This is a genomic window from Pseudomonas sp. GW821-FHT04C07 (genome assembly GCF_059420325.1).
On record NZ_JBWKTM010000002.1, the window covers coordinates 103,036 to 125,444 of the forward strand.

General features: G+C 56.6%; 30 protein-coding genes. 14 read left to right on the forward strand and 16 right to left on the reverse strand.

Going from position 1 to position 22,409, the window contains the following annotated elements; genetic code table 11:
* Positions 1–36: 36 nt before the first annotated feature.
* Both AC07UI_RS04095 and AC07UI_RS04100 read left to right on the forward strand, forming a co-directional pair.
* A complete protein-coding gene (locus AC07UI_RS04095) occupies positions 37–432 on the forward strand; it encodes a hypothetical protein (protein WP_494991273.1) in 396 nt (131 codons plus the stop codon).
* A 196-nt stretch (positions 433–628) separates the two neighbouring features.
* Positions 629–1,021 (forward strand): VOC family protein, encoded by a 393-nt coding sequence (locus AC07UI_RS04100; protein ID WP_494991274.1) that lies wholly within the window; start codon positions 629–631, stop codon positions 1,019–1,021.
* A gap of 113 nt (positions 1,022–1,134) precedes the next feature.
* Here the strand turns inward: AC07UI_RS04100 and AC07UI_RS04105 are convergent, their stop codons facing one another.
* Positions 1,135–1,293, reverse strand: a complete 159-nt coding sequence (locus AC07UI_RS04105; protein WP_494991275.1) for a hypothetical protein — start codon at positions 1,291–1,293, stop codon at positions 1,135–1,137.
* A gap of 289 nt (positions 1,294–1,582) precedes the next feature.
* Here AC07UI_RS04105 and AC07UI_RS04110 point away from each other — a divergent pair, with 289 nt between their 5' ends.
* Positions 1,583–1,984: a hypothetical protein gene (locus AC07UI_RS04110; protein ID WP_494991276.1), complete on the forward strand. Its 402-nt coding sequence runs from the start codon at positions 1,583–1,585 to the stop codon at positions 1,982–1,984.
* Between the two features lie 201 nt (positions 1,985–2,185).
* Positions 2,186–2,377 carry a DUF2188 domain-containing protein gene (locus AC07UI_RS04115; RefSeq protein ID WP_494991277.1) on the forward strand — a complete coding sequence of 64 codons (192 nt, stop codon included), beginning with the start codon at positions 2,186–2,188 and terminating at the stop codon, positions 2,375–2,377.
* Positions 2,378–2,522: 145 nt separating this feature from the next.
* On the opposite strand, the gene AC07UI_RS04120 is transcribed toward AC07UI_RS04115, so the two are convergent.
* A complete protein-coding gene (locus AC07UI_RS04120; protein WP_494991278.1) occupies positions 2,523–2,936 on the reverse strand; it encodes a DoxX family protein in 414 nt (137 codons plus the stop codon).
* A 392-nt stretch (positions 2,937–3,328) separates the two neighbouring features.
* Here AC07UI_RS04120 and AC07UI_RS04125 point away from each other — a divergent pair, with 392 nt between their 5' ends.
* The 4 genes from AC07UI_RS04125 to AC07UI_RS04140 all read left to right on the forward strand — a co-directional run bounded on the left by AC07UI_RS04125 (position 3,329) and on the right by AC07UI_RS04140 (position 6,190).
* A complete protein-coding gene (locus AC07UI_RS04125; protein ID WP_494991279.1) occupies positions 3,329–3,571 on the forward strand; it encodes a hypothetical protein in 243 nt (80 codons plus the stop codon).
* Between the two features lie 460 nt (positions 3,572–4,031).
* Positions 4,032–4,844, forward strand: a complete 813-nt coding sequence (locus AC07UI_RS04130) for a class I SAM-dependent methyltransferase (RefSeq protein ID WP_494991280.1) — start codon at positions 4,032–4,034, stop codon at positions 4,842–4,844.
* Positions 4,845–4,892: 48 nt separating this feature from the next.
* Positions 4,893–5,144 carry a hypothetical protein gene (locus AC07UI_RS04135; protein ID WP_494991281.1) on the forward strand — a complete coding sequence of 84 codons (252 nt, stop codon included), beginning with the start codon at positions 4,893–4,895 and terminating at the stop codon, positions 5,142–5,144.
* Positions 5,145–5,839: 695 nt separating this feature from the next.
* On the forward strand, positions 5,840–6,190 hold the full coding sequence (locus AC07UI_RS04140) for a hypothetical protein (RefSeq protein ID WP_494991282.1): 351 nt from the start codon (positions 5,840–5,842) through the stop codon (positions 6,188–6,190).
* 200 nt (positions 6,191–6,390) lie between these two features.
* On the opposite strand, the gene AC07UI_RS04145 is transcribed toward AC07UI_RS04140, so the two are convergent.
* The 6 genes from AC07UI_RS04145 to AC07UI_RS04170 all read right to left on the reverse strand — a co-directional run bounded on the left by AC07UI_RS04145 (position 6,391) and on the right by AC07UI_RS04170 (position 11,036).
* Positions 6,391–6,621, reverse strand: a complete 231-nt coding sequence (locus AC07UI_RS04145) for a hypothetical protein (RefSeq protein WP_494991283.1) — start codon at positions 6,619–6,621, stop codon at positions 6,391–6,393.
* Between the two features lie 136 nt (positions 6,622–6,757).
* On the reverse strand, positions 6,758–6,973 hold the full coding sequence (locus AC07UI_RS04150) for a hypothetical protein (RefSeq protein ID WP_494991284.1): 216 nt from the start codon (positions 6,971–6,973) through the stop codon (positions 6,758–6,760).
* A 183-nt stretch (positions 6,974–7,156) separates the two neighbouring features.
* Positions 7,157–8,236, reverse strand: coding sequence for a molybdenum ABC transporter ATP-binding protein (modC, locus tag AC07UI_RS04155; RefSeq protein ID WP_494991717.1), 1,080 nt, complete (start codon positions 8,234–8,236; stop codon positions 7,157–7,159).
* Positions 8,237–8,248: 12 nt separating this feature from the next.
* The gene (modB, locus tag AC07UI_RS04160) at positions 8,249–8,929 is read right to left on the reverse strand and encodes a molybdate ABC transporter permease subunit (protein ID WP_494991285.1); all 681 of its coding nucleotides are present in this window, start codon (positions 8,927–8,929) and stop codon (positions 8,249–8,251) included.
* Positions 8,930–9,697, reverse strand: a complete 768-nt coding sequence (gene modA, locus AC07UI_RS04165) for a molybdate ABC transporter substrate-binding protein (RefSeq protein WP_494991286.1) — start codon at positions 9,695–9,697, stop codon at positions 8,930–8,932.
* 274 nt (positions 9,698–9,971) lie between these two features.
* Positions 9,972–11,036: an NAD(P)H-dependent flavin oxidoreductase gene (locus AC07UI_RS04170; protein WP_494991287.1), complete on the reverse strand. Its 1,065-nt coding sequence runs from the start codon at positions 11,034–11,036 to the stop codon at positions 9,972–9,974.
* A 210-nt stretch (positions 11,037–11,246) separates the two neighbouring features.
* On the opposite strand from AC07UI_RS04170, the gene acuI reads away from it, so the two are divergent.
* The gene (acuI, locus tag AC07UI_RS04175; protein WP_494991288.1) at positions 11,247–12,230 is read left to right on the forward strand and encodes an acrylyl-CoA reductase (NADPH); all 984 of its coding nucleotides are present in this window, start codon (positions 11,247–11,249) and stop codon (positions 12,228–12,230) included.
* Between the two features lie 326 nt (positions 12,231–12,556).
* Here acuI and ada read toward each other — a convergent pair whose 3' ends face one another.
* The 5 genes from ada to AC07UI_RS04200 form a co-directional block, all read right to left on the reverse strand.
* On the reverse strand, positions 12,557–13,624 hold the full coding sequence (ada, locus tag AC07UI_RS04180) for a bifunctional DNA-binding transcriptional regulator/O6-methylguanine-DNA methyltransferase Ada (RefSeq protein ID WP_494991289.1): 1,068 nt from the start codon (positions 13,622–13,624) through the stop codon (positions 12,557–12,559).
* 96 nt (positions 13,625–13,720) lie between these two features.
* Positions 13,721–14,401 (reverse strand): DNA oxidative demethylase AlkB, encoded by a 681-nt coding sequence (alkB, locus tag AC07UI_RS04185; protein ID WP_494991290.1) that lies wholly within the window; start codon positions 14,399–14,401, stop codon positions 13,721–13,723.
* Positions 14,391–15,107, reverse strand: a complete 717-nt coding sequence (locus AC07UI_RS04190) for a 2OG-Fe(II) oxygenase (protein WP_494991291.1) — start codon at positions 15,105–15,107, stop codon at positions 14,391–14,393. The genes alkB and AC07UI_RS04190 overlap by 11 nt, the downstream gene beginning before the upstream one ends.
* 226 nt (positions 15,108–15,333) lie before the next feature.
* Positions 15,334–15,504 carry a hypothetical protein gene (locus AC07UI_RS04195; RefSeq protein ID WP_494991292.1) on the reverse strand — a complete coding sequence of 57 codons (171 nt, stop codon included), beginning with the start codon at positions 15,502–15,504 and terminating at the stop codon, positions 15,334–15,336.
* Positions 15,505–15,549: 45 nt separating this feature from the next.
* Positions 15,550–15,852: a DUF1883 domain-containing protein gene (locus AC07UI_RS04200; protein WP_494991293.1), complete on the reverse strand. Its 303-nt coding sequence runs from the start codon at positions 15,850–15,852 to the stop codon at positions 15,550–15,552.
* Positions 15,853–16,060: 208 nt separating this feature from the next.
* Between AC07UI_RS04200 and AC07UI_RS04205 the strand changes: the two genes are divergently transcribed.
* Together AC07UI_RS04205 and AC07UI_RS04210 are read left to right on the forward strand one after the other, a co-directional pair.
* Entirely contained in the window at positions 16,061–16,411 is a 351-nt protein-coding gene (locus tag AC07UI_RS04205; protein ID WP_494991294.1) for a hypothetical protein, read from the forward strand.
* Between the two features lie 220 nt (positions 16,412–16,631).
* Complete coding sequence (locus tag AC07UI_RS04210; protein WP_494991295.1) at positions 16,632–16,862, forward strand: hypothetical protein; 231 nt, start codon at positions 16,632–16,634, stop codon at positions 16,860–16,862.
* 23 nt (positions 16,863–16,885) lie between these two features.
* Here AC07UI_RS04210 and AC07UI_RS04215 read toward each other — a convergent pair whose 3' ends face one another.
* Together AC07UI_RS04215 and AC07UI_RS04220 are read right to left on the reverse strand one after the other, a co-directional pair.
* Complete coding sequence (locus tag AC07UI_RS04215; RefSeq protein ID WP_494991296.1) at positions 16,886–17,170, reverse strand: hypothetical protein; 285 nt, start codon at positions 17,168–17,170, stop codon at positions 16,886–16,888.
* A 137-nt stretch (positions 17,171–17,307) separates the two neighbouring features.
* The gene (locus tag AC07UI_RS04220) at positions 17,308–17,496 is read right to left on the reverse strand and encodes a hypothetical protein (protein ID WP_494991297.1); all 189 of its coding nucleotides are present in this window, start codon (positions 17,494–17,496) and stop codon (positions 17,308–17,310) included.
* 306 nt (positions 17,497–17,802) lie between these two features.
* Between AC07UI_RS04220 and galU the strand changes: the two genes are divergently transcribed.
* Together galU and gorA are read left to right on the forward strand one after the other, a co-directional pair.
* On the forward strand, positions 17,803–18,642 hold the full coding sequence (gene galU / locus AC07UI_RS04225; protein ID WP_494991298.1) for a UTP--glucose-1-phosphate uridylyltransferase GalU: 840 nt from the start codon (positions 17,803–17,805) through the stop codon (positions 18,640–18,642).
* A 129-nt stretch (positions 18,643–18,771) separates the two neighbouring features.
* Positions 18,772–20,130 (forward strand): glutathione-disulfide reductase, encoded by a 1,359-nt coding sequence (gene gorA, locus AC07UI_RS04230; protein WP_494991299.1) that lies wholly within the window; start codon positions 18,772–18,774, stop codon positions 20,128–20,130.
* Here the strand turns inward: gorA and AC07UI_RS04235 are convergent.
* Positions 20,127–21,152, reverse strand: coding sequence for a DNA-binding protein (locus AC07UI_RS04235; protein ID WP_494991300.1), 1,026 nt, complete (start codon positions 21,150–21,152; stop codon positions 20,127–20,129). The two genes, gorA and AC07UI_RS04235, sit on opposite strands and share 4 nt — an antisense overlap.
* Before the next feature lie 316 nt (positions 21,153–21,468).
* Between AC07UI_RS04235 and AC07UI_RS04240 the strand changes: the two genes are divergently transcribed.
* Positions 21,469–22,407, forward strand: coding sequence for a site-specific integrase (locus AC07UI_RS04240; RefSeq protein WP_494991301.1), 939 nt, complete (start codon positions 21,469–21,471; stop codon positions 22,405–22,407).
* Positions 22,408–22,409: the final 2 nt, after the last annotated feature.

Genomic DNA, 22,409 nt, shown 5'->3' on the forward strand with positions numbered 1-22,409 from the left:
TGGAATGCCAGCCACATTTTTCGGTAGGGTGTCACTATGGATGCTAACGTTTGCAACTACCACGAAATTTCGACTGAAGAAATTTTGCAAAAAATTCGCAATAAAGAAAGCTTCAAGATCAGCAAGGTTCCGTTCAGTGCCTACCAGTCGGCCGTTGAGTACACCGAGAAGTTGATAAAGTCGGCTGGTTTCAAATGCTGGGTCTACACAGTCGGCCGTATCGGCGCAGTTACCCCGACCATCGGTTCAGGCATTGGGGCGGTTATCGGTATCGGAACGGCGCTGACAATCGCAACGCACAACATAGAGAGCAAGGGCCCTGATTATGAAATAGGCCGCAACATCTATGGGTGTGACTTTGAGGTTATCTACAAGAAGAAGCCCCTCTATCTGGAGCTTCCAGACAATTCAGTTCGGCTCCAGCACGCTTAAAGGAATTCTCGCGAACGCCAGGCGCAGTCGCCCCTCATTTTTTGGGCACGCTCGAAGCAGCGGCGCTGGCCGCTCCCACAAGTCGTCACAGGCGGCATTGGGTCGAAAGTAATGGGATGGACGAAAGCCTGATGAAGCACCTGGCTTCAATATGCTAGATTCGCCGCTCAATTGGCATGACAAGGAATGTTCGTCCATGAAGTTCGGCTACATGATCATCTATGTCCCCGACGTTGCTGCCTCACTCCAGTTCTTTTCGTCCGCCTTCGGGCTTAACGTTCGGTTCCTCCATGAGTCCGCCACCTATGGCGAACTCGAAACAGGAGAAACGGCGCTGGCATTCGCTGCCGATGAACTGGCCGCGATGAACTTCAGCACCGGCCATGTCCCGGCACACTCTTCCCCCAAACCGCTCGGAATCGAAGTCGGCCTGGTTACCGAGGACGTTCCAGCCGCTCATGCCAGAGCGCTGAACGCGGGCGCCACTGAAATTTCTGCCCCAAGCACCAAGCCCTGGGGGCAAACCGTATCCTACGTTCGATGCCCTGACGGGACGCTGGTAGAACTCTGCACACCGGTACAGCAGTAAGTCGAGGTAGTGGGTAATCGGTGAGGCGACCGTAGCCACCGAAAGGTCCTGGTCTCTTCAACGGCAGTACTGGCGAGGGCGCGTAGTTCAGGTTTGAGTCAGGACGATTTGCATCACTTGCACTCCATGGAGTAATTACCGGGAACCACGGCGTGGTACATCGCGATCTGGGCCATGCACTCTTCGAGCGTGCGCCACTGGCTGAGCGGCCTGGTTTCGCAACCTTGGGCGGTGCAGTAGTGGATATACAAGGTGAACAGGGTGGCTGTCATGGTCGGCTTCCGGGATCGCTGGGCGGGCAGCTTGGTGATCACGCGCCAGAAGTGCTCGTGGGATCAGCGTCCAAGTGGCCGTGGAATGAGTGTCCAAGTCAGCGTGGAATCGCTGTCCAAGTGTTCGTGGAATGGGTGTCCAAGTGCGCGCGGAATCCGCAATGGAAGGATTTGAAATTTGTTATGGCGCTGAGCACATGCTGATTCTCGGTTTCGACGGTGAGGTCAGCGGCCAGATGTACGACTTCAGGCCTGGTTTACCGATGATAATGAACTGGTGACGCCGTTGGTGCGTCCGCTGACCTGGTTTCACGACCGTCATGCCGAGGCGAACGGGTTTGTTCTGTTTTGCTGTGGCGACAAGAATCCTCGTCAGAGTGGCGTGATGGTTGGTTGTGGACTAATGCTTAAGACTGGGCAATCACTGGATATCCGGGAGAACGAAATGGCACCAGTAGACAGGCCGTCCCCCTTTAATTACGTCCACTCAAACGGCAAAGAGGCGATGATTGATTTCGAATGGGGGGATCCAGGTGATCCAATCCCCAAAGGCCTTCGTATTACCGTGAAGTACTCTGAGGACAATATTCAGAATCTTCATGAAAAAGCGATTTATAAAAGCTTCGAAGATGCAAAAAGCCAGGGCATTAAGCTCGCTGCCAATATGATCAAGGAGGCCGACCGACTGTAGGCCTGTCGTTCTCCCGAGGTGTTCGGTGAAAAGGGCGAGGGCGGGTCAGGCGGCTTCCCTTGCCGACTCGACGGCCCATGCATCAGGACCCGGCGTGCCGATTATCTGATTTTATGGAGCTTGAGCATCGTCATCAGGGGTAAGCAGCGTATAAGGTGATCTCGGCACCCCTGGATTATCTTTGCCTGAATGGAGGTGACTATGAGCGCTCCAATGCTTAGCAAGATGCAAATCAACGGTTATGAATTGATCAGTGTAAACAACGGCCCCTGGAAAGTGTGCACGCAAGGTGACCGGCTCGGATCCTTCGGCACCCGGGAAGAAGCCATGGCTTATGCGGCCATTTTGCCGTCTTACAAAGTCAGGTCGAAAAAGTCGGCCGATACCCAATAGCTCGACCTTTGAATCACTTCTCCAGCCTCGGCCATGCCGGGGCTTTTTAATAGCCAGCACCAGCAGATCACCGGCTATCGCGAGGGGGCTACGATCGTTCAGCGCAAGAGATCCCGGTGAGAGGGCTCCCGAGCCGCGCGCACCGCTATCTGCCATCAATCGAGTATTTGCCCGGACCTGTAATGCCCAGCAGCAGCAAGCCGCCCATGATGCTGATGTTCTTGAAATACTGGATCATGTTGGCCGCGCGTTCCGGGTCAACCATCGTCCAGAAGTGATGCCCGATCAGCGCGGTGCCGAGTACGAACAAGACGAAGAGAAAGGCGAGTGGGCGGGTGTAGAAGCCCAGGATGATCGCTATCGCGACAAAGAACTCCATGACGACTGCAACCCCCGCGGCGACCATGGGCATGGGCGCGCCGAGTGAGCCTATGTAAGCAACGGTACCGCCGAAGTTTGTCAGCTTGCCCCAGCCGGACATGATGAAAAGGATCATCAGAAGGATACGGGCGAGCAGGATGATCTCGTTTCTCTGATTCTCGAACAGGTTGTATCTCATGGTGTTCCGCCTGTGGACGTGAGAGAGGACGCACAAGCAAGTCTGGTATTGGGGACCTTGCGCGTACGTTTAACACTAGCAGCTGATTGGTAGCCTGCTCTCGGAACAATGCATGAGTCTGTAAGACCGTGCTAATTCCGAGCCCGGTATATGCTTGTGCATCGGTGTGCTCTATGGAGTAACCGCCTTTATTCAGTGATGGTAGTCATCAACTAACGCTACCGAAGGGGTAGTGCGCATTTGTTGTTGGAGTCGACAAAGTCCGGCCCCGCGCCGGGCTTTGTCATTTCCGGGGGGGGGGCGTAAAGGCGAGGCGGTCTGCAACTGGCATGACTTGAGTGCGTGGTCTATTTCTATTTATCCCGGCACGGGGCCGGATCAGGGAGATTTCCATGCATTTGGTTGTGGAAAGGCCTTATCCCGTGGATTACATCCATCCAAACGGAGAACAAGCAAAGATCGACTTCATCTGGGGTGATCCGAAAAGCATGTCGCCTATCGGAATTACTATTTGGCTCAAGGCTGGAAAAGACTGGGTCAAGCTCGGCGAGGAAATGGGCGAGTGGTGTACCTATGGTGAGGCCTTGCGATTCGGTATTGCTATAGCCAATCAATGGCTTGGTCGACTGCGCTGATTCAGATCAGCCAGGGGCGCTTATCTCCAGAGACCATAACGCCGGGACAAAAAGTTATTAGACCCGCAGGGCGGGCTTTGTTAAAAAAGTAATTGCACGGCTCCTGCCTTGAAGGAAACAGGTTGAGGTGTGAGCGTGCCGATGAACCTCCATTTATCTAAATGGAAACCGCCCAACATTGAGCTGGGCAACGATCAATGAGTCTGATTGCCGACCTTCGGGTAAATCGCTGCGCATCTGGCCAACTGCTCGCGCACCTGTGCATAGGGCTCATTGATCCCCTTCTTTTTCTTCCTGCAAATACTGTACATTCGATGCCCCCCTGTGAGCGCCATCGCGGTGCAACGGCCTGTGGCCGATGGGTATACTCAGGCCGGTTTTTTCAGGCGCAGGAGTCGAGTCTCGTCACTCGCAGCCAATACTCAGTGAACGCCATGTCCAGTCAGGATCGGAGAATGCAATGGAAATGCAAAAAAATAAAAGTGCCATAGCCAGCAACCGGGATGCGTGGAATGACTCTGCCAAACATCATAAAAATACCGATCAATGGCAGGCGCGTTTAAGTTCGGTTAGCCGCGCGGATTTTTCATGCCTGGACCAGACCATCACATCCTTGCTTCTGCGTGTGGGGGTCGATGGCAAAGATGTGGTGCAGCTCGGCTGTAATAATGGTCGAGAGAGCCTTTCGCTTTTTGCCCTTGGCGCTCGTTCCGTGGTTGGAGTTGATCAATCCAGTGCTTTTCTCGATCAGGCGCGGGAGCTGGCGTCTCTCTCTCCCCATGATCCCGAGTTCATAGAAGCCGACATCCATTGCTTGTCGCCCGCACTCCACGGTCGTTTCGATGTTGCGTTGATTACGATTGGTGTATTGAACTGGATGCCCGATATTGCGGACTTCCTGTCTCATGTCGCGAAGACCCTCAAAGTGGGCGGCACCTTGGTGATTTATGAGACCCATCCCTTCCTCGAGATGTTCGATCCGGAGTCGACCGATCCCTTGCGTGTACACAGCTCCTATTTCCGTGTGGAGCCCATTGTCGAAGACAACGCGATTGTCTATGAGGGAAAAGTCGAGGCGAAGATCTCTCCGTTCTATTGGTTTGTCCATCAGATGGGTGACATCGTCACGGGTTCAATAGAGGCCGGGCTTCAGATCACACACTTGAAGGAGTATCCGCACTCCAATCGCGAGGAGATCTACGATCTCTACGAAAATCAGCAAGTGCAGCTACCTATGTGCTACACGCTTACGGCCATTAAGCGTCAAGCATGAGGAGCAGTGCCGTGTCAGGCACTATCGGCGGCGCAGGCTGGATGAAGAGTGACCACTGGCGCCCTGATGCGTTCATTGAGCAAATCATTGAGCTTTAATGCCGACGGTACCGAGACTTTCCAGATGGCCGGCTCTGAGGCGCAACTAGAGCACTGGACAGTCAAGGATGGAGTGATCTGTTGCATTATGCCCAAGGACCCAACCGAATGTTATCGGCTCAAAAAAGACAACGATGACTACTGGCTAGTGAAGCCGGATACCGGAGAGGTGCATTACAGCTACACCCTCGCACTCCAGTGAGGTAAGAGCCCAGGTCCCGGATTCCATGCCCGGTCATTGTGCCTAATGCCGTTCAGTTAAGCGAATGTGGTCCACTGTAGGAGCGAGCTTGCTCGCGATGGTCGTTAACGATAACGCGTGTTTACTGGCTAAACGCGGCGCACTTAAGTCCATCGTCGGAACGCCGCCCGGAGCAAGCTCGCTCCTACAACTTCCTTAACTGAACAACATTGCGGTCATTGGTCGGGCTTTTTCTTTTCGGCTCCAAAGCTTCAAATTTCCGGCTAGGCTCCAACGCGCTGATGATCAGTATTTCCCAGGCAACGGGCGCTTGCTGGTATTGATCAGCTGTCACAAGGGAGGCAGTAGATGAGAGATTCTTACATTGAAGACGATGGGGCTGAGTATCCGATAAATAACCTCGTACGCTGCGGCCAGATTCCTTATAAGGTTGATTTCGAAGGTGCGGCAATCGACGACTCGTCAGGCAAGACAAAATCGACGGTTTCGCGAGGGAGGAGCAGGACGAAGTTCCTCCCCAAAGCGATTCACCCGTCGAAGAAGTAGTTGAGATGTAGCCACGCCTCGCCATGTGCGGGGCTTTTCATTTGCGCGTTCCAATGTCTGACGCCACTCAAGAACACCGAAGTTTTCTGCGTATCACTAATCTGCGTCGGCTCAGTGATACAGTCGCCTTTTCAGAATGAGGGAAGGCTATGCGGATTTTGTCAGGGGCTCTTGCGATGGTTCTGTTGGCAGGGTGCACGACGCCCGCGATGAACGAGGCTCGGTCAAAAAGCCCATACAAGACGCTTTCGTCGAACAAACCGGAAAAAGTCGTGGCCCAGTGTGTCCAGTTTGCGTGGCAGGATGAGTCGGTGTTTGGTGTTGATGCCGGGGCATTTCTCCAGCCGGGCAAGTCCGGCGGCTATACGGTCTACACGACCGGAGCGCAGTACTTTGTCGACGTGCAGAGCGCTGCATCAGGTACCACCACCAACTATTACGCGGCATCGGACACTTGGGTCGCCAAGCGCAGGCTTGCCGCGCTGGCAACCTGCCTGTAACCCCTAAAACGAAAGGCTTGGGTGAAGTGTTTCACTCAAGCCTTTCGTGTTTGTCACAAGCGGTCAATTTTGTCTGCGTCACGTTGATTCCTTCTGTCTCATGCTTGGCCCATCACCGAGAATGCAAACCTCCCTCATATTGCCATTGGCATGGTAACGGCACCTGAATGAAGTCAGGGGCGCACCAGGTAGATACCTGGCTACCTGAATCTGGGAAGAGGGGGGTCGATAGGTTTCAAAGATGTCAGGGCACTTCTAATGAGTGGAGTTTCGGTCTCTATCTCTTTGAGACGATCTCGTATTCTGAGTGCTGTGGGATGGCCACCTTGGTGGTCGACCCAGTCTGCGATTTCTTTGCAGGCTGCGGCCAGGCGGACCTGACGGGAGTCGAGGAGTGTCAACAATGTGGTGATGGACTCTTTTTCGGACATTTGCAATACCTCCGTTGAGAGAGGAATCTGATGGGACGAAGCAAAAAAGCCCGCGAGGAGCGAGCTTTCTGCCGATGAGGCTGATCCTTCAGCTGAAATCAGTATAGACCCGGTAATGGATGTGGATCGCTCGACTCTAACGAGATGACACGTGCCTGCTTCTGGCGTTAAGCCGCTGGCATTCACGATCGGCTTCTTCTTCGTGATCAAAGCCATCCCCGATAAAGCCACCCGTGCGGGTATCGGCAATCCGGTACCAGTCGGCTACAGGAGCGAGCAGAGAAGACTCTCCCGCTCTGCGGCCCTGGATGATGATCTTGTTGCAGCGCTGCACAACGAAAAAGTCTTCCATGGCGTCACCGGTCTGATTCGTGTCAGAACAACTATAGAAGCAAGTTTGAATCGTGCAAAAACCTGCGCCAGGCGGTCATGCGCCTGAAACATCGAAAAAGACCTCATGAGTCATGAACCCTCAATCTCCAGGCGTTCGGTGTTCTTCCTGCCAATTGTTCCCGTCACGCGGTCTGCCCGATGTTCAAGCCAGTACGGCCACTGCTTTGATCTGTGCCCAGAGTTGCTGGCCGGGGCGCAGATTCAACTGATCCCGAGAGTAACGCGTGATCCGCGCCAGCAACGCAGTGCCCGCGGCATCAAGGCGTACCAGTACATGGGCAGCGTTATCAGCGGGGATTTCGCTGATCACCGTGACCGGCAAGCGATTGAGGATGCTGCTGTGTCCGGCGACCTGCAGGCTGAGGCTGACGTCGCGAGCCTGAACCTTGAAGCGTAGGGCCTTTCCATTTGCCAGGAGCGAATGTGCGACTCGTACGCTCAGCAGAGTGCCCGGCAATTGCAGGGTCAGAAGCTGGTAGTGGGCGTCGTAGGCGCTGACCTTGCCTTCGATCACCACGCCGGCATCGTCTCCCAATGCCATCGGCAGGTCGAGGCGAGCCAGGGTTTCGCCGATGGGGCCGCTGGCCAGGGCTTTGCCCTCGCTGAGCAGGACGATGTGATCGGCCAGACGCGCGACTTCATCCTGCGAGTGGCTGACGTACAGCACCGGGATTTCCAGCTCGTCATGCAGGCGTTCAAGGTAGGGCAGGATTTCGTTCTTGCGCTGGTTGTCCAGCGCCGCCAATGGCTCATCCATCAGCAATAGCCTGGGGCTGGTCAACAAGGCGCGAGCGATGCCGACACGTTGACGCTCACCCCCCGACAGGTTCTGTGGATGGCGATCGAGTAAATGGCCGATCCCCAGCAGTTCGGTGGCATGGGCCATATCGACTCGACGCTGCTGACGCGGGATACGCCGCAGTCCGAATTCGAGGTTGGCCAGCACCGACAAATGGGGGAACAGACTGGCCTCTTGAAAGACGTAGCCCAGTGCCCGTCTATGGGGGGCAAGGAAGAGTTTTTTGCTGCTGTCTTGCCAGACCTCATCGTTGATCTGGATAAAGCCTTGATCGGCTTTTTCAAGGCCGGCGATACAGCGCAAACACGTGGTCTTGCCCGAGCCGGAATGGCCGTACAGCGCGGTGACGCCGCGACCCGGCAGGCGCAGGTCCAGGTCCAGCGTGAAGTCGGGGTAGCTCAGTTGCAGGCGAGCATGAATCAACGCGGTCATCAATCAGCTCCAGCCGGTTTTGGTTTTGCGGCTCGAGTAGAGCGCGAGCAGTATCAGGAACGAGAACACCAGCATGGCACCCGCCAACCAATGGGCCTGTAGATAATTCATGGCTTCGACGTGGTCGTAGATCTGTACCGACACCACGCGGGTCTTCTCGGGAATATTGCCGCCGATCATCAGCACCACGCCGAATTCGCCGACGGTATGGGCGAAGCCGAGAATCGCTGCAGTGATAACGCCGGGCCTGGCCAACGGCAAGATGACACTGAAGAAGGTGTCCCAAGGATTGGCGCGCAACGTTGCGGCGACTTCCAGTGGGCGGGTACCGATGGCTGAAAATGCGTTCTGCAACGGTTGTACGACAAAGGGCATTGAATAGATTACCGAGCCGATCACCAGGCCGCTGAAGCTGAAGGTCAACGTGCCCAGCCCAAGTGACTGGGTGAACTGACCGATAAACCCGTGAGGGCCGAGGGCCAGCAGCAGGTAAAAGCCGATCACCGTCGGTGGCAGCACCAAGGGCAGGGCGACGATCGCGCCGATCGGGCCGCGCAGCCAGGAGCGGGTGCGCGAGAGCCATAGCGCAATCGGAGTGCCGATGATCAGCAGGATCACCGTAACCAGGGACGCCAGTTTCAGGGTCAGCCAAATGGCGGAAAAATCGGCACTCGATAGCGGCATTTAGAGTTGGTAACCGTAGGATTTGATGACGGCAGCGGCTTTCGGACCTTTCAGGTAGTCAACCAGTGCCTTGGCGGCCGGGTTGTCTTTACCTTTGTTGAGGATCACCGCGTCTTGTTTGATCGGGTCGTGCATGGCAGCCGGAACGATCCAGGCCGAGCCGCTGGAGACTTTGCCGTCTTTATAGATCTGCGACAAGGCGACGAAGCCCAATTCGGCGTTACCGGTGGACACGAACTGATAGGCCTGGGTGATGTTCTGGCCTTCGACGATCTTGCCTTTGACCTTGTCTGTCAGGCCCAGTTTGGCCAAAACCTGTGTAGCGGCCAGGCCATAAGGCGCTGCTTCAGGGTTGGCGATGGAGAGATGCTGAAACTGGTTGTCGTTGAGCACTTTGCCCTTGGCGTCGATGTAACCGTCCTTGGCCGACCACAGCGCAAGGGTGCCGATCGCGTAGGTAAAGCGCGAACCCTTGACGGCGTCGCCTTCGGTTTCGAGTTTCTGTGGCGTGCTGTCATCGGCGGACAGGAACACTTCGAAAGGCGCGCCATTCTTGATCTGGGTATAGAACTGGCCAGTGGCGCCATAGGCGGCGACCAGCTTGTGGCCGGTGTCCTTTTCGAAGTCGGCAGCGATTGCCTGAATCGGTGCGGTGAAGTTGGCCGCTACCGCCACCTGGACTTCATCGGCCTGAGCCGATCCGAAAGCGCAGACCGCGAGCAGTGAGGCCAGGCAGGTGGGGGCGTAACGTGAGACACGAATAGTCATGTAGCAGCTCCGTGGGCAGAGTGTGGTGGGCAGTTTGTCTGTAGGAGCGAGGCTTGCCCGCGAAGAACGACAACGCGCAATGCCTGAAAAACCGCGGCGTTTGCTTCGCGGGCAAGCCTCGCTCCTACATCGGATCAGCGCTTGGGGGGTTAAACGCTATATAGTTGAATATATAGCGAATCGGCAGCGAACGGAACTGGAGGCATTGGCGCAGGGATTTTTTAGCGGGGATCAACTGGAGAAGGCCGCGATCTGGATCGCGGCCCTGTGCGTGTTAATGCGCGGTCAATTTAGCCAGAGCCTGTGCGGCTAAACGTGTGGTCAGCTCAGCGGTCGACAGTTCGACGCCCAGTCGTATTGCCTGTCCGGACCAGAGGGTGCTGAAGTCGGCCTCATCTTTGGCACGCAGCGGCATCAAGGCACCGCCAGCGAAAGGGAAGGCCGGTGCCGCAGGGCTGATCGGGCCGAGTTCGCGCATGACCCGGTTGAGAATCCCCCGAGCCGGACGGCCCGTGAAGACATTGGTCAATGCAGTCTCGCTCTCTTTGGCGGTGCGTAGGGCCTTGTGATGAGACGCCGTGACTTTCGCTTCTGGCGTGAACAAATAGGCCGTACCCAACTGAACCGCTGATGCGCCGAGGAGGAAAGCCGCGGCGATTCCTCGGGCGTCGCCAATCCCGCCCGCTGCGATGACCGGGACGCTGACGGCATCGACGATTTGCGGCACCAGGGCCATGGTGCCGACCTGGCTATTGAGGTCATCGCTGAGAAACATCCCACGATGTCCGCCGGCTTCATAGCCCATGGCGATGATCGCATCGCAACCGTGCTGTTCCAGCCAGATGGCTTCATCGACGGTGGTCGCCGAGGAAAGGATTTTCGCGCCGCTCGCTTTGACGCGATCCAGCAGAGATTTTTCAGGCAGACCGAAATGAAAGCTGACGACCTCCGGGCGAAATTCTTCGACCACTTCGCAGGCGGCGTTATCGAACGGCGCGCGGTTGGATACAGGTGTGGGTGCCTCGAAATCAGCGCCGAGTTCGCGGTAATACGGCTCCAGCAGATTCTTCCAGTCACGGTCGCGACCCGCATCGGCGGCTGGTGGTTGATGACAGAAAAAGTTCACGTTCAGCGGGCGCTGACTGTGTTGGCGGAAAACCTTCAACTCCTCGCGCAACTGCTCGATGCTCAACATGGCGGCAGGCAAGGAGCCCAGACCTCCGGCATTGCTGGCGGCGATGACCATGGCTGAAGTGGTCGCACCGGCCATGGGCGCTTGAATGATCGGCAGTTCGATGCCAAGCAGGTCAAGAATGCGGGTATCAGGCCATTGGCTCATTTTGGGTTCTTCTCCGACGTCAAAAAAGATAAGGACGGCTACGGGACGTTTGTATCAGGAGTGACTGGCGCAAGGCCAGTCGACTTTCAGCTGGGTCCTACCTTTGGCTGATTGACTTGAGAGACGAGAAGGCTAATGTCCTTGTCATGACGATGAACGCCACCTCAGCTCACATGTTCATTACCCACCAACGCTCTACCGGGAGGCGCTATGTTCAATGGTATTTTGATCGAGAAAGATGAAAGTGGTTATCGGGCCAATCTGACTCAAATCAGCGAAGACCAGTTGCCGGAGGGAAATGTCACCGTCCGTGTGGCGTATAGCACCTTGAACTTCAAGGACGGCCTGGCCATCACTGGCAGCAGCCCGGTAGTGCGTAAATTTCCCATGGTGCCGGGGATTGATCTGGCCGGGACTGTCGAAGTCAGCAGCCATCCAGACTACAAGGCCGGAGACAAAGTCCTGCTCAATGGCTGGGGCGTAGGCGAAGGTCATTGGGGCGGTCTGGCGCAAAAGGCACGACTTGACGGCGATTGGCTGATTCCGTTGCCTGCGGCGTTTACTCCGGCCCAGGCCATGGCGATCGGCACCGCGGGTTACACGGCGATGCTCAGTATCCTCGCGCTGGAGCGTAATGGCGTGAGACCGGATCAGGGCGAGGTGCTGGTGACTGGCGCTAACGGCGGGGTCGGCAGTTTTGCCATCGCCTTGTTGGCCAGGCTCGGTTATCGAGTGGTGGCGTCCACAGGTCGCACCTCAGAGCACGCCTATTTGCACCAGTTGGGGGCCAGCGAAATCATCGACCGGGCCAGTCTGTCCGAACCCGGCAAACCGTTGGCCAAAGAACGCTGGGCGGCGGTGATTGACTCAGTCGGCAGTCACACCCTGGCCAATGCCTGCGCCAGCACCCGAGCCAATGGAACCGTGGCGGCCTGTGGTCTGGCGCAAGGTATGGACTTTCCTGCGTCTGTGGCACCCTTCATTTTACGTGGCGTTACATTGGCCGGGATCAATAGCGTGACCCAACTCAAGGCCAATCGTATCGTTGCCTGGGATCGCCTGGCCAAGGATCTGGACTTCGCTTTGCTGGCGCTGATCAGTCATGAAATTGGCTTGAGTGAAGCCATAGAGGCTGCGCCGCGGTTACTCGCCGGTCAATTGCGTGGTCGGGTTGTGGTGGATGTGAATCGTTAAACAGGGCTTTATGGGTCTAGAGCCAATGCCCGTCAGTTAAGCCTTTACGCGGTCCGTAGCAGCTGGCGAAGCCTGCGTCCGGCTGCGCAGCAGCCGTAAACCCTGCTGCCACGGTTTGTCTGGAATACCGCAGCGCTTGATTTTACGGCTGCTGGGCAGCCGAACGCAGCCTTCGGCAGCTGCTACGGGGGAATGTGCGGGGCCAGAAACTTCTTAACTGACCGGCATTGGGTCTAGGGCGGTCAAACAGCCAGTCAACCAACAGCCGCAAACCCGGCGCAGGTTCGTACCGGCCCCGATAGCGTGGCGGTCCATATCGGGGTTTTCTAAGCCTGAGTCTCACGCTCCAGCAGCTGGCGTTTGCGCTCCACGCCCCAGCGATAGCCCGAGAGGTTGCCGTCGCTACGCACCACCCGGTGGCAGGGGATCGCCACCGCCAGACTGTTGGCGCCGCAGGCTTGAGCTACGGCGCGGAATGATTTCGGTGCGCCGATGCGCTGGGCGATTTCGGCGTAGCTGGCGGTGCTGCCCGCCGGAATCTCCCGCAGCGCCATCCATACGCGCTCTTGAAACGCAGTGCCGCGCAAATCCAGGGGTAAATCCAGGCCAATGGCCGGCATCTCGATAAAACCGACGACTTTGGCGATCAGTTGCTCAAAGTCATGGTCGGCGCCAATCAGATTGGCCTGCGGGAATTTATCCTGCAGGTCATGGACGAGGGCATCGGGATCGTCTCCCAACAGAATCGCGCAGACCCCGCGATTGCTTTGTGCGACCAATATTGCGCCCAATGAACATTGACCAACGGCAAAACGGATGTCGGCGTTCAGCCCACCGGCGCGGTAGTCGCTGGGTTTCATGCCGAGCAGGTTATTGGCTGACTCGTAGAAGCGACTGTTGGAATTGAAGCCGGCGTCATACAGTGCGTCCGTTACGGAGTTGCCATGTTCGAGCCGCTCACGGACTTTGCGCGAACGGTGACCCGTGGCATAGCCCTTGGGCGTCAGGCCGGTAACGGCTTTGAAGACCCGGTGAAAGTGAAAGGCGCTCATGCCCGCCATCTGCGCCAATTCTTTCAGGCTGGGCAGGGTCTCGGCGGATTCAATCTGCCGACAGGCTGTTGCGACCAGCGCGCAGTGTTGCGCCGCGACATGCGTCTGGTCTGCCGCGGCGCGTTTGCTCGGACGATAGCCGGCGGCTTGCGCTTGTTCGGCAGTGTCGAAGAATTCGACGTTTTCAGGTTTGGGCAGGCGCGCCAGGCTGCTCGGCCGGCAATAGATTCCTGTGGTTTTTACCGCGTAGACAAACTGACCGTCCGCGCGCGGATCTCGTGCCAGCACCGCTGACCAGCGTGGGTCGTTCTCTGTCGTGGTTTTTGCGGGGGCCGATGTCATGTTGTCCTACTCGTTTACAGGTTCAGGTCAGATTATCGAGCAAGGAGGGCGAGGGCACTCCGGGCCTTGCGGTCAAATTCCACTCTGGAGGTTTCATCAGTCGGCGGTACGAAAGGTGAAGTTGATACGTTGGGCGCCGAGCAGCGAGTGCAGGCCATCCTTGAGTGGCAGGATGCTGTGATAGCGCAAGCGATCGACACCGCCCCAAACCACGATGTCTCCATGAAACAGCGGCACTCGTTGGCTTTTATCACTGCGTTTATGACCACCAAACAAGAATATGGCCGGTAACCCGAGGGACACCGAAACGATCGGTGCGCTGTAGGAGCGTTCGTTCTTGTCTTGGTGCAAGGACATCCTGGCTCCCGGCACATAGTGGTTGATCAGGCAGGAGTCCGGCTGGAAGTCGTGAAATCCTGCTTCCAGTGCCGCCGCCTGAGCCAGCGCCAGGAACACGGCTGGCATATCGGGCCATGGCTGGCCTGTTTGCGGATCGATGGCGGTGTAGCGGTAGCCGGTTCGATCAGTGGTCCAGCCCAGTGCGCCGCAACTGCTCAAACCCACTGACATGGTAAAGCCGCCGGGCGTGACCATTTGGCGAAACGGCGCCGCCAGCAGAACCCTTTCCAGCGCGGATAACAACCGATCTTCCCATGGCAGGGCAAAGCCCCTGAGGACGAAAGATTGTTCGCCTATCTGCTCGGTTTTGGCCGGTTGTTGAACGTCGGTGCCAGCAAACAGGTCAACGATTGTCGAGTTCATGTCATCACTGCGCATCGTGAAATATGACTCCAAGCGTATGCCGTTTACCCGTGTGCAGGCGACTCACACCGTGGCGTAACGTGACTCTGTAGTAGCCGCGAACGCCGTGTACCGGTCGGTGATGCACGGCAAAAATCACTGCGTCGCCTTTCTTCAGGCCTATGACCTGCGGACGCGACTGCATGCGCGGGCGTTGTTCCGTGATGACGAACTCGCCGCCGGTAAAGTCTTCGCCTGGTTCGGATAGCAAAATCGCCACCTGCAATGGGAAGACGTGCTCGCCATACAGATCCTGGTGCAAACAGTTGTAGTCCTCTGGCCCATATTGCAGCAGTAAAGGCGTCGGCCGCTGCTGTCCGGCTTCATGGCAGCGCTGGAGGAAGTCCTCGTGCTGTATCGGATAGCGCGTTGGCAGATTCATTTGCTCATTCCAGCGGTTGGCCAACTCAACAAGCTCTGGATACAACGCGCCACGTAAATGGGCAACCATGTCGGGCAGCGGGTACCTGAAATATTTGTATTCGCCGCGACCGAAACCGTGTCGGGCCATCAGCACATGAGAGCGGAACAGCGCTTGATGGTCATATAAGGCGCTCAGGCGGTCGCAGTCGGTTGCACCGAGAAGTCCGGTGATAGTGGCGCTGCCGTTCTGGTCAAGACTTTGTTCGATCGCGGGCCAGTCCAGAGCGGCAAGACGTCGGGAGAGATCGTGCTCGCTCATCGCTGTGCCTCACGGCGAACAGTCGAGAGGTGATTCGTTGAGGTGGTGTATGCAAGGGACATGGTCTGATTCCTGAACCAGAGGTTGAGGTCTGCCAGTCTAGGAAGCGATCATCGCGCTGACACTCCGGCGCTTGCGGTCGAATTTCGGGGGGGAAGCGCGGGAGTGGTCAATCAAGGCGCGGGGGAGCGTGACGTCCATGTTGCTCCGGTGCATTTGCGCCGCTTTAGAGCGCCTTGCTCACGTTGACTTCGCTGATGATGTCGTCGGTCTGGCCATGAATGGCCTCCAGTGCGGCTTTGGCTTCTTCCACTGTGCCTGACACAAGCTGAGCGAATTCGAAACGACGCTCGCCATTGAGTTTGTATTTGATGACGTACTTGATCGTTTGGGTCACGGTCGTACCTGTTCCTGTTGATCGAGGGGCAGTGCGGGGCGGGTTTCAGCGCAGTTTCGAGCTGGAACGGCGGATGATCTTGATCGAATGGGTCAGGTTCGGTTTGCGAGTCACGCTGATTGCCCGACTGCTGACGGTGTCGATGGTGATATTCCAGAAACCGGTGCTGGGTGCAGTGATCTTGGCCGGAAACTTGTCGAACGCGCCGCCGTGGTAAGTATGGCGACCGCCATTTTTGAAGCTGCGAAAATTGGCGTCGTTCATCAGCCGGATGTTGCAAACCTGGGAGCATTCGATGACGACGATATCGTCTTCATTGAGGTGCTCGCGCTGGTGGATAAATTTCATGGGCGCCTCCAGAAGGGCTTTTTCTACAAAATCAAAACGATAGATGAGCAGTGGCCCAGTTTATCAGTCCAAACGGTTTATTATCGGACTGACGAGGGCGGGTTGGACAATCAGGAACAGTTATTTGGGATTTTATGAGAGATACAAGCCTGCGTCTCGGAGAAAAACAGCATTTGCGCTGTCGGACCGTCTTTATCGGAGGTTTTGTATGAAGCGGGCGGTGTGGGTTCTGGCCTTGGCTATAAGTGGTTGCGCGACGGTAGCGGACATCAGGCAGACGCCGCCAACCATGGTTGTAATCTCGGGAAAAAGTCCGCAGGACTATGCCAGGTGTGTGACCGACAAACTGTCGAGTAGCCGTGGTGCCTCGCAGATCGAGCCGCACAAGGACGGCGTGAGGGTTATCGTCCCGCAAAAAATTTCCTCGGGACCGGCCGCGGTGTTCGAGATTGAAGACCGATCCAATGGCAGCAGCATCAAACTTTTTGAGCGAATGTCCAACATGCCGCTGCGACCCTGGGATGTGCGTAATGCGGCCTCGGAGTGTATTTCCGGCTGATTGCGAGCTTTTACATTTAAAGCCTGAAGAGGCATGAACACGTAGTGTTTGTGGCACTTCAGGCTTTTTTGGTTTCGGCAATATGGTTGGCAGGGAGTGGCCTGCTGATGGCAAGGTCGAGCACCTATTGGCCAAGGCATCCGATAAACTGTCGTGAATCGATACAGATGCCGTCGAGGCTGGCGCTTGGGCGGCATTGTTATTTTTGGGGGGGGCAGTGATGAAGCGTGAACAGGTAAGAGAGCGGCATGCCGAGGGGCATATCTCGGCGACTCATGTGATTCAAAATCCGGCCAATTCGGGCGAGTGGATTGTGTTTTTCAAGAAAAGTGCAGGGCGCAGCTTTTTCCTGGTGGATGACAGCGATGAAGTCGAGTCATTCGCGCGACTGGATGATCTGATCGAGACGGTGCGCGGGCTCGGGATCAAATTTGCTGAAATTCATATGTGATCACGACGGGGCTGGTTGCAGGCTTACTTGCAGACCACCACCACGCTGCGGCTCTTGAAGTTGCCGACGTCGACGCCCAGCGTTTTGTCGCTTTCCTTGGGTGAAGGTGTACCGTCGGTGCCAATGATGCTGTAGCCGGTACCGGCACATGAAGCATCTGCTTTTTCATAGCAGGCGGCCCATGAGTTGACCTCTCCGGAGCAGTCAATGGTCAGCCCTTGTTGGCCGTCGTTCAGATAAGTCTTTTCTGCGCTGGCACAGCCACTGAGAGCCGCCAGTATCGCGCTGATTACCAAAACTTTCTTCATGTTATTTATCGTCATCAAAGTGTTGAAGCAGAGCGCGTACAGCCGGGCTTGGCGAAAGATTATAGCGAAAGGCCATTTGGGTACAGACAGACACCCGCAAGCCCTGCGCAAAGGCAGGGCCTGAATAGCGCGGGCTTTTAGGGTTTGGTGCTGCGTCGCCGGGCAGGGGGCGCCGGCTGGTCCTGCAGCACCTCTGCAACCTCAATGGCCAACGCCTGTGTGGGGAAAGGCCCGGCAACATTTTCGCCGCTGGCACTGTCTACCCACCATTGGCCATCTTTTGCCTGATTGATCAGGTAACCGTTCACGCTTTTTGCTGCCGACATCGATCTGCCTCGTTGGCTGGGTAAAGCGCGCAATCATAGCGTCAAAAGCGGGGCGAAAGGGCAGTTGGCGGTTTGTCGACGCTCAGGACAGTACCGTCTGAAGAAGTACGCATCCCCCCTTTAAAAGCGTGGCCTGACGACAAGAAGGTGATTTACGGCAGGCTCGATATGTAAGATGCTGCGGAACTATTGCTCCTGATATTTCTCTATGATGGCGTCGGTTAGCCCGCGCAGGGCATTGTAAGGTGCTCGCCGCCTGATTAGACTGCGCCGAAATTCGTACGTACAGCCCTTTCAAGGACTCATATGATCAAGAAATGCTTGTTCCCAGCAGCCGGTTACGGTACTCGCTTCCTGCCAGCGACCAAGGCCATGCCTAAAGAAATGCTGCCGGTGGTGAACAAGCCACTGATCCAGTACGGCGTTGAAGAAGCACTGGACGCTGGCTTGACAGAAATCTCCATTGTTACCGGTCGTGGCAAACGTGCCCTGGAAGACCACTTCGACATCAGCTACGAGCTGGAAAACCAGATTAAAGGTACTGACAAAGAGAAGTACCTGGTCGGCATCCGCAAGCTGCTCGACGAGTGCTCGTTCTCCTACACCCGTCAAACCGAAATGAAAGGCCTGGGTCACGCTATTCTGACCGGCCGTCCATTGATCGGCGACGAACCCTTTGCAGTAGTGCTGGCGGACGACTTGTGCGTCAACCTGGAAGGCGACGGTGTGCTGACCCAGATGGTCAAACTGTACAAACAGTACCGTTGCACGATCGTGGCAATCCAGGAAGTCGACCCGCAGGAAACCCACAAATACGGCGTGATCGCCGGCGATTTGATCGGTGATGACCTGTATCGCGTGCGTAACATGGTCGAGAAGCCAAAACCTGAAGATGCCCCGTCCAACCTGGCGATCATCGGTCGTTACATCCTGACCCCGGACATCTTCAAGTTGATCGAAGCAACCGATCCGGGCAAAGGTGGCGAGATCCAGATCACCGACGCCCTGATGAAGCAGGCGCAGGACGGTTGTGTGATTGCCTATAAGTTCAAAGGCACACGTTTCGACTGCGGTGGTGCTGAAGGCTACATTGAAGCAACCAACTTCTGCTTCGAACACTTCTACAAAACGGGCAAGGCTTACTGATAGCGCTTCACCGTTCTGTTCTAAAAAGCCACCTTCGGGTGGCTTTTTCTTTTTCCGGCCCCATGTAGCTCGCAGCGCTGCCCAAAAAGGCCGCAGCGGTTATGCTTGTGGCCTGCCGAGGAGATTGAAATGGCCTACGATTTTGACCTTTATGTGATTGGTGCCGGTTCCGGCGGTGTTCGTGCTGCGCGTTTCGCTGCCGGCTTTGGTGCGAAAGTGGCCATTGCCGAGAGCCGATATTTGGGCGGTACCTGCGTCAATGTGGGGTGCGTGCCGAAAAAGCTGTTGGTGTATGGCGCCCACTTCGCTGAAGACTTTGAACAGGCCAAGGGCTTTGGTTGGTCGCCGGGCGAGGCCGAATTCGATTGGCCGACGCTGATTGCCAACAAGGACCGCGAAATCAACCGATTGAACGGTATCTATCGAAATCTGCTGGTCAACAGCGGTGTAACGCTTCATGAAGGTCACGCCAGGCTGATCGATCCGCATCAGGTGGAAATCAATGGCCAGCGCTTCACCGCAGAGCACATTCTGATTGCCACAGGTGGCTGGCCGCAGATCCCGGATATCCCGGGTCACGAGCACGCCATCAGTTCCAACCAGGCCTTCTTCCTGAAAGAGTTGCCCAAGCGCATTCTGGTGGTGGGCGGTGGTTATATCGCGGTCGAGTTCGCCGGGATCTTCCATGGTCTGGGTGCAAAAACCACACTGCTGTATCGCGGCAATCTGTTCTTGCGTGGCTTCGATGGTGCGGTGCGCACCCATTTGCAGGAAGAGTTGACCACGCGCGGGATGGATCTGCAGTTCAGCGCGGATATTGAACGTATCGACAAGCAAGGCGACGGCAGTTTGAAAGTGACGCTCAAGGATGGTCGCGAACTGGAAGCTGATTGTGTGTTCTACGCCACGGGTCGCCGTCCGATGCTGGACAATCTAGGCCTGGAAAACACCTCGGTGAAACTCGACAAGCGCGGTTTCGTCGAAGTCGATGAGCAATACCAAACCAGCGAGCCCTCTATTCTGGCAATCGGAGATGTGATTGGTCGCGTTCAACTGACGCCGGTCGCCTTGGCGGAAGGCATGGCCGTGGCGCGACGCTTGTTCAAGCCAGAGCAATACCGCCTGGTGGATTACAGGATGATCCCGACGGCGGTGTTCAGCTTGCCGAATATCGGCACTGTCGGCCTGACTGAAGAGCAGGCCAGAGAAGACGGCTACACCGTGCAGATTTTCGAAAGCCGTTTCCGGCCAATGAAGCTGACGCTGACTGAGTGCCAGGAGCGCACGCTGATGAAGCTGGTGGTAGACGCCAAGACCGACAAGGTTCTGGGTTGCCACATGGTCGGGCCGGAAGCCGGTGAGATCGTTCAGGGACTGGCCATTGCCTTGAAGGCGGGCGCGACCAAGCGCGATTTCGATGAAACCATCGGTGTGCATCCTACGGCCGCTGAAGAGTTCGTCACCATGCGCGCGCCCGTGTCGGGTTAATCGTCTTTAGCGGGCTCTGAGGCACCTTGCGTATCTGGCTCTGTGGTCGTCACGGACGCCAGGTGCAGGGCTTGCAGGCTTGCTTCGGCTTTTGCCAGTGAAAGCTCCAGTTCCTTGTTGGTTTGAGTCTGCTCGTTGACGGTTTGTTTGAGTGAGTGGCTTTCCAGCAAGGCGACGCGCAAGCGTTCCTGGAGGAGGGTGCGATCACTGTCGACGTGGTTTGAGTGCTCCAGCAACTGTTGGTAGCGGTTGTTGACCTGCTTGAGCTGCTCCTGGATCAGGCTCAGCTCCCGAAGTGTGCCGCGGTTCTCGGTCAACAGGCGTTCGTTGTCGCGGTGCAGCTGGGTGATCTCGTCCTGACGCACCAGTGCACTCTGCTGTGCCTGACGCAGCTCCATTTGAACCTGCTGCAGCTGTCCTTCGTGGCGGCGTTGTTCTTGCTCGCGCTGTTCCTTGATGGCATTGCGGTAGTGTTCCAGGGCATCGCGGGCATGCAGGTGCTTTTCTTCCAGTGAGCGTATCTGCTCATCCTTGTCTTTCAAGCGTAATTCGAAGTCGCTCAGTGCCTGATTCAATCCGGCGTTGCGGGTTTGCTCGGTCTGCAGCATCGAGCGGGTGCTCTGCAATGTAGCGGTCTGGTCGGCGAGCGCCAGGTGCTGAATCTCAAGTTGTTGCTTGAGCCGAGCCTGAGCGTCGATGGCTTCAGCCAGTTGCGCTTCCAGCGCGTTTCTTTGCGACTCGAATCGTGCCTCGGCGCGATCGATCGGTTCTTGAGCCTGTTCTTTAAGGCGCTGCGCCAGGCGCGCAACCAAACCCGTCAGCTCATCGTCAATCTGCTCGTGCGGCGCGCTCAGGCGTTCGTCGCCGTAGTCCAGCTCCTTCAGATAGCGATGGATGGTGGTCTTGGATCCGGTGTTGCCCATCTCGATACGTACCGCATCGATGCTTGGATGCTCGCCGCGGGCGAGGATCGCCAGGCGTGCCGTTTGCACTACCGCTTTATTGACGCCGCCACGAGCCATGTGTTCTCCTACGATTTCGTACTGTGGTATGTACTACATATATACGTACTATATCACGTGATAATTAAAATTAAAGATTTGCATTTTTAGCATGGGATATACTGGTATTACCCCGTGTCATAGCTGTTCCGAAGTATTTATCGCTCTATTTCCGTACACAACACCCTTGTAGGAGCAGCCGGTCGACGCTCGATTGCTCGCGAAAAACTTGAGAGCGCTGAGGTGCATCTGGCTTCCCGCGTTAGCGTTAACGACCATCGCGAGCAATCGAGCGTCGACCGGCTGCTCCTACACGGGTCACCACAAGGTCATTCCCATGAGCGATCTGGATCGTTATCTGCACGCGGCAACCCGCGAGAACACACGGCGCAGTTACCGGGCGGCCATTGAGCACTTCGAAGTCAGTTGGGGCGGGTTTCTGCCGGCGACCGGCGATAGCGTGGCGCGTTACCTCGTTGCTCATGCCGGCGTGTTGTCGATCAACACCTTGAAGCTGCGGCTGTCTGCGCTGGCGCAGTGGCATAACAGTCAGGGCTTTGCCGATCCCACCAAGGCACCCGTGGTGCGCAAGGTCTTCAAAGGCATCCGCGCTTTACACCCGGTCCAGGAAAAGCAGGCCGAACCGTTGCAGCTCGAGCATCTGGAGCGAGTCATTACCTGTCTCCAGCAAGAAGCGTTGCAAGCCATGGCGGACGGCGATCAACCCACGCTGTTGCGGGCCAGGCGTGATGCTGCACTGATCTTGTTGGGCTTCTGGCGTGGCTTTCGTAGCGATGAGTTGTGCCGCGTGCAAATCGAACACGTGCAGGCAACCGCCGGCTCGGGCATCACGCTGTATTTGCCGCGCAGCAAAAGTGATCGCGACAACCTGGGCAAGACCTATCAAACCCCGGCGCTGCAGCGCTTGTGTCCGGTGCAGGCTTACATCGAATGGATCAATGCCGCCGGGTTGGTACGCGGCCCGGTGTTTCGCAGGATCGATCGCTGGGGCAACCTGAGCGAAGAGGGCTTGCACGCCAATAGCGTGATTCCGTTGTTGCGTCAGGCATTGCAACGCGCGGGGATTCCCGCCGAGCAATACACCAGTCACTCATTGCGCCGGGGTTTCGCCACCTGGGCTCACCGCAGCGGTTGGGATTTGAAGTCGTTGATGAGTTATGTCGGCTGGAAGGACATGAAATCGGCCATGCGCTATGTCGAAGCCAGTCCGTTTCTCGGGATGACTCAACTCGCCGAAAAACGCATTGGCGAGTAGCT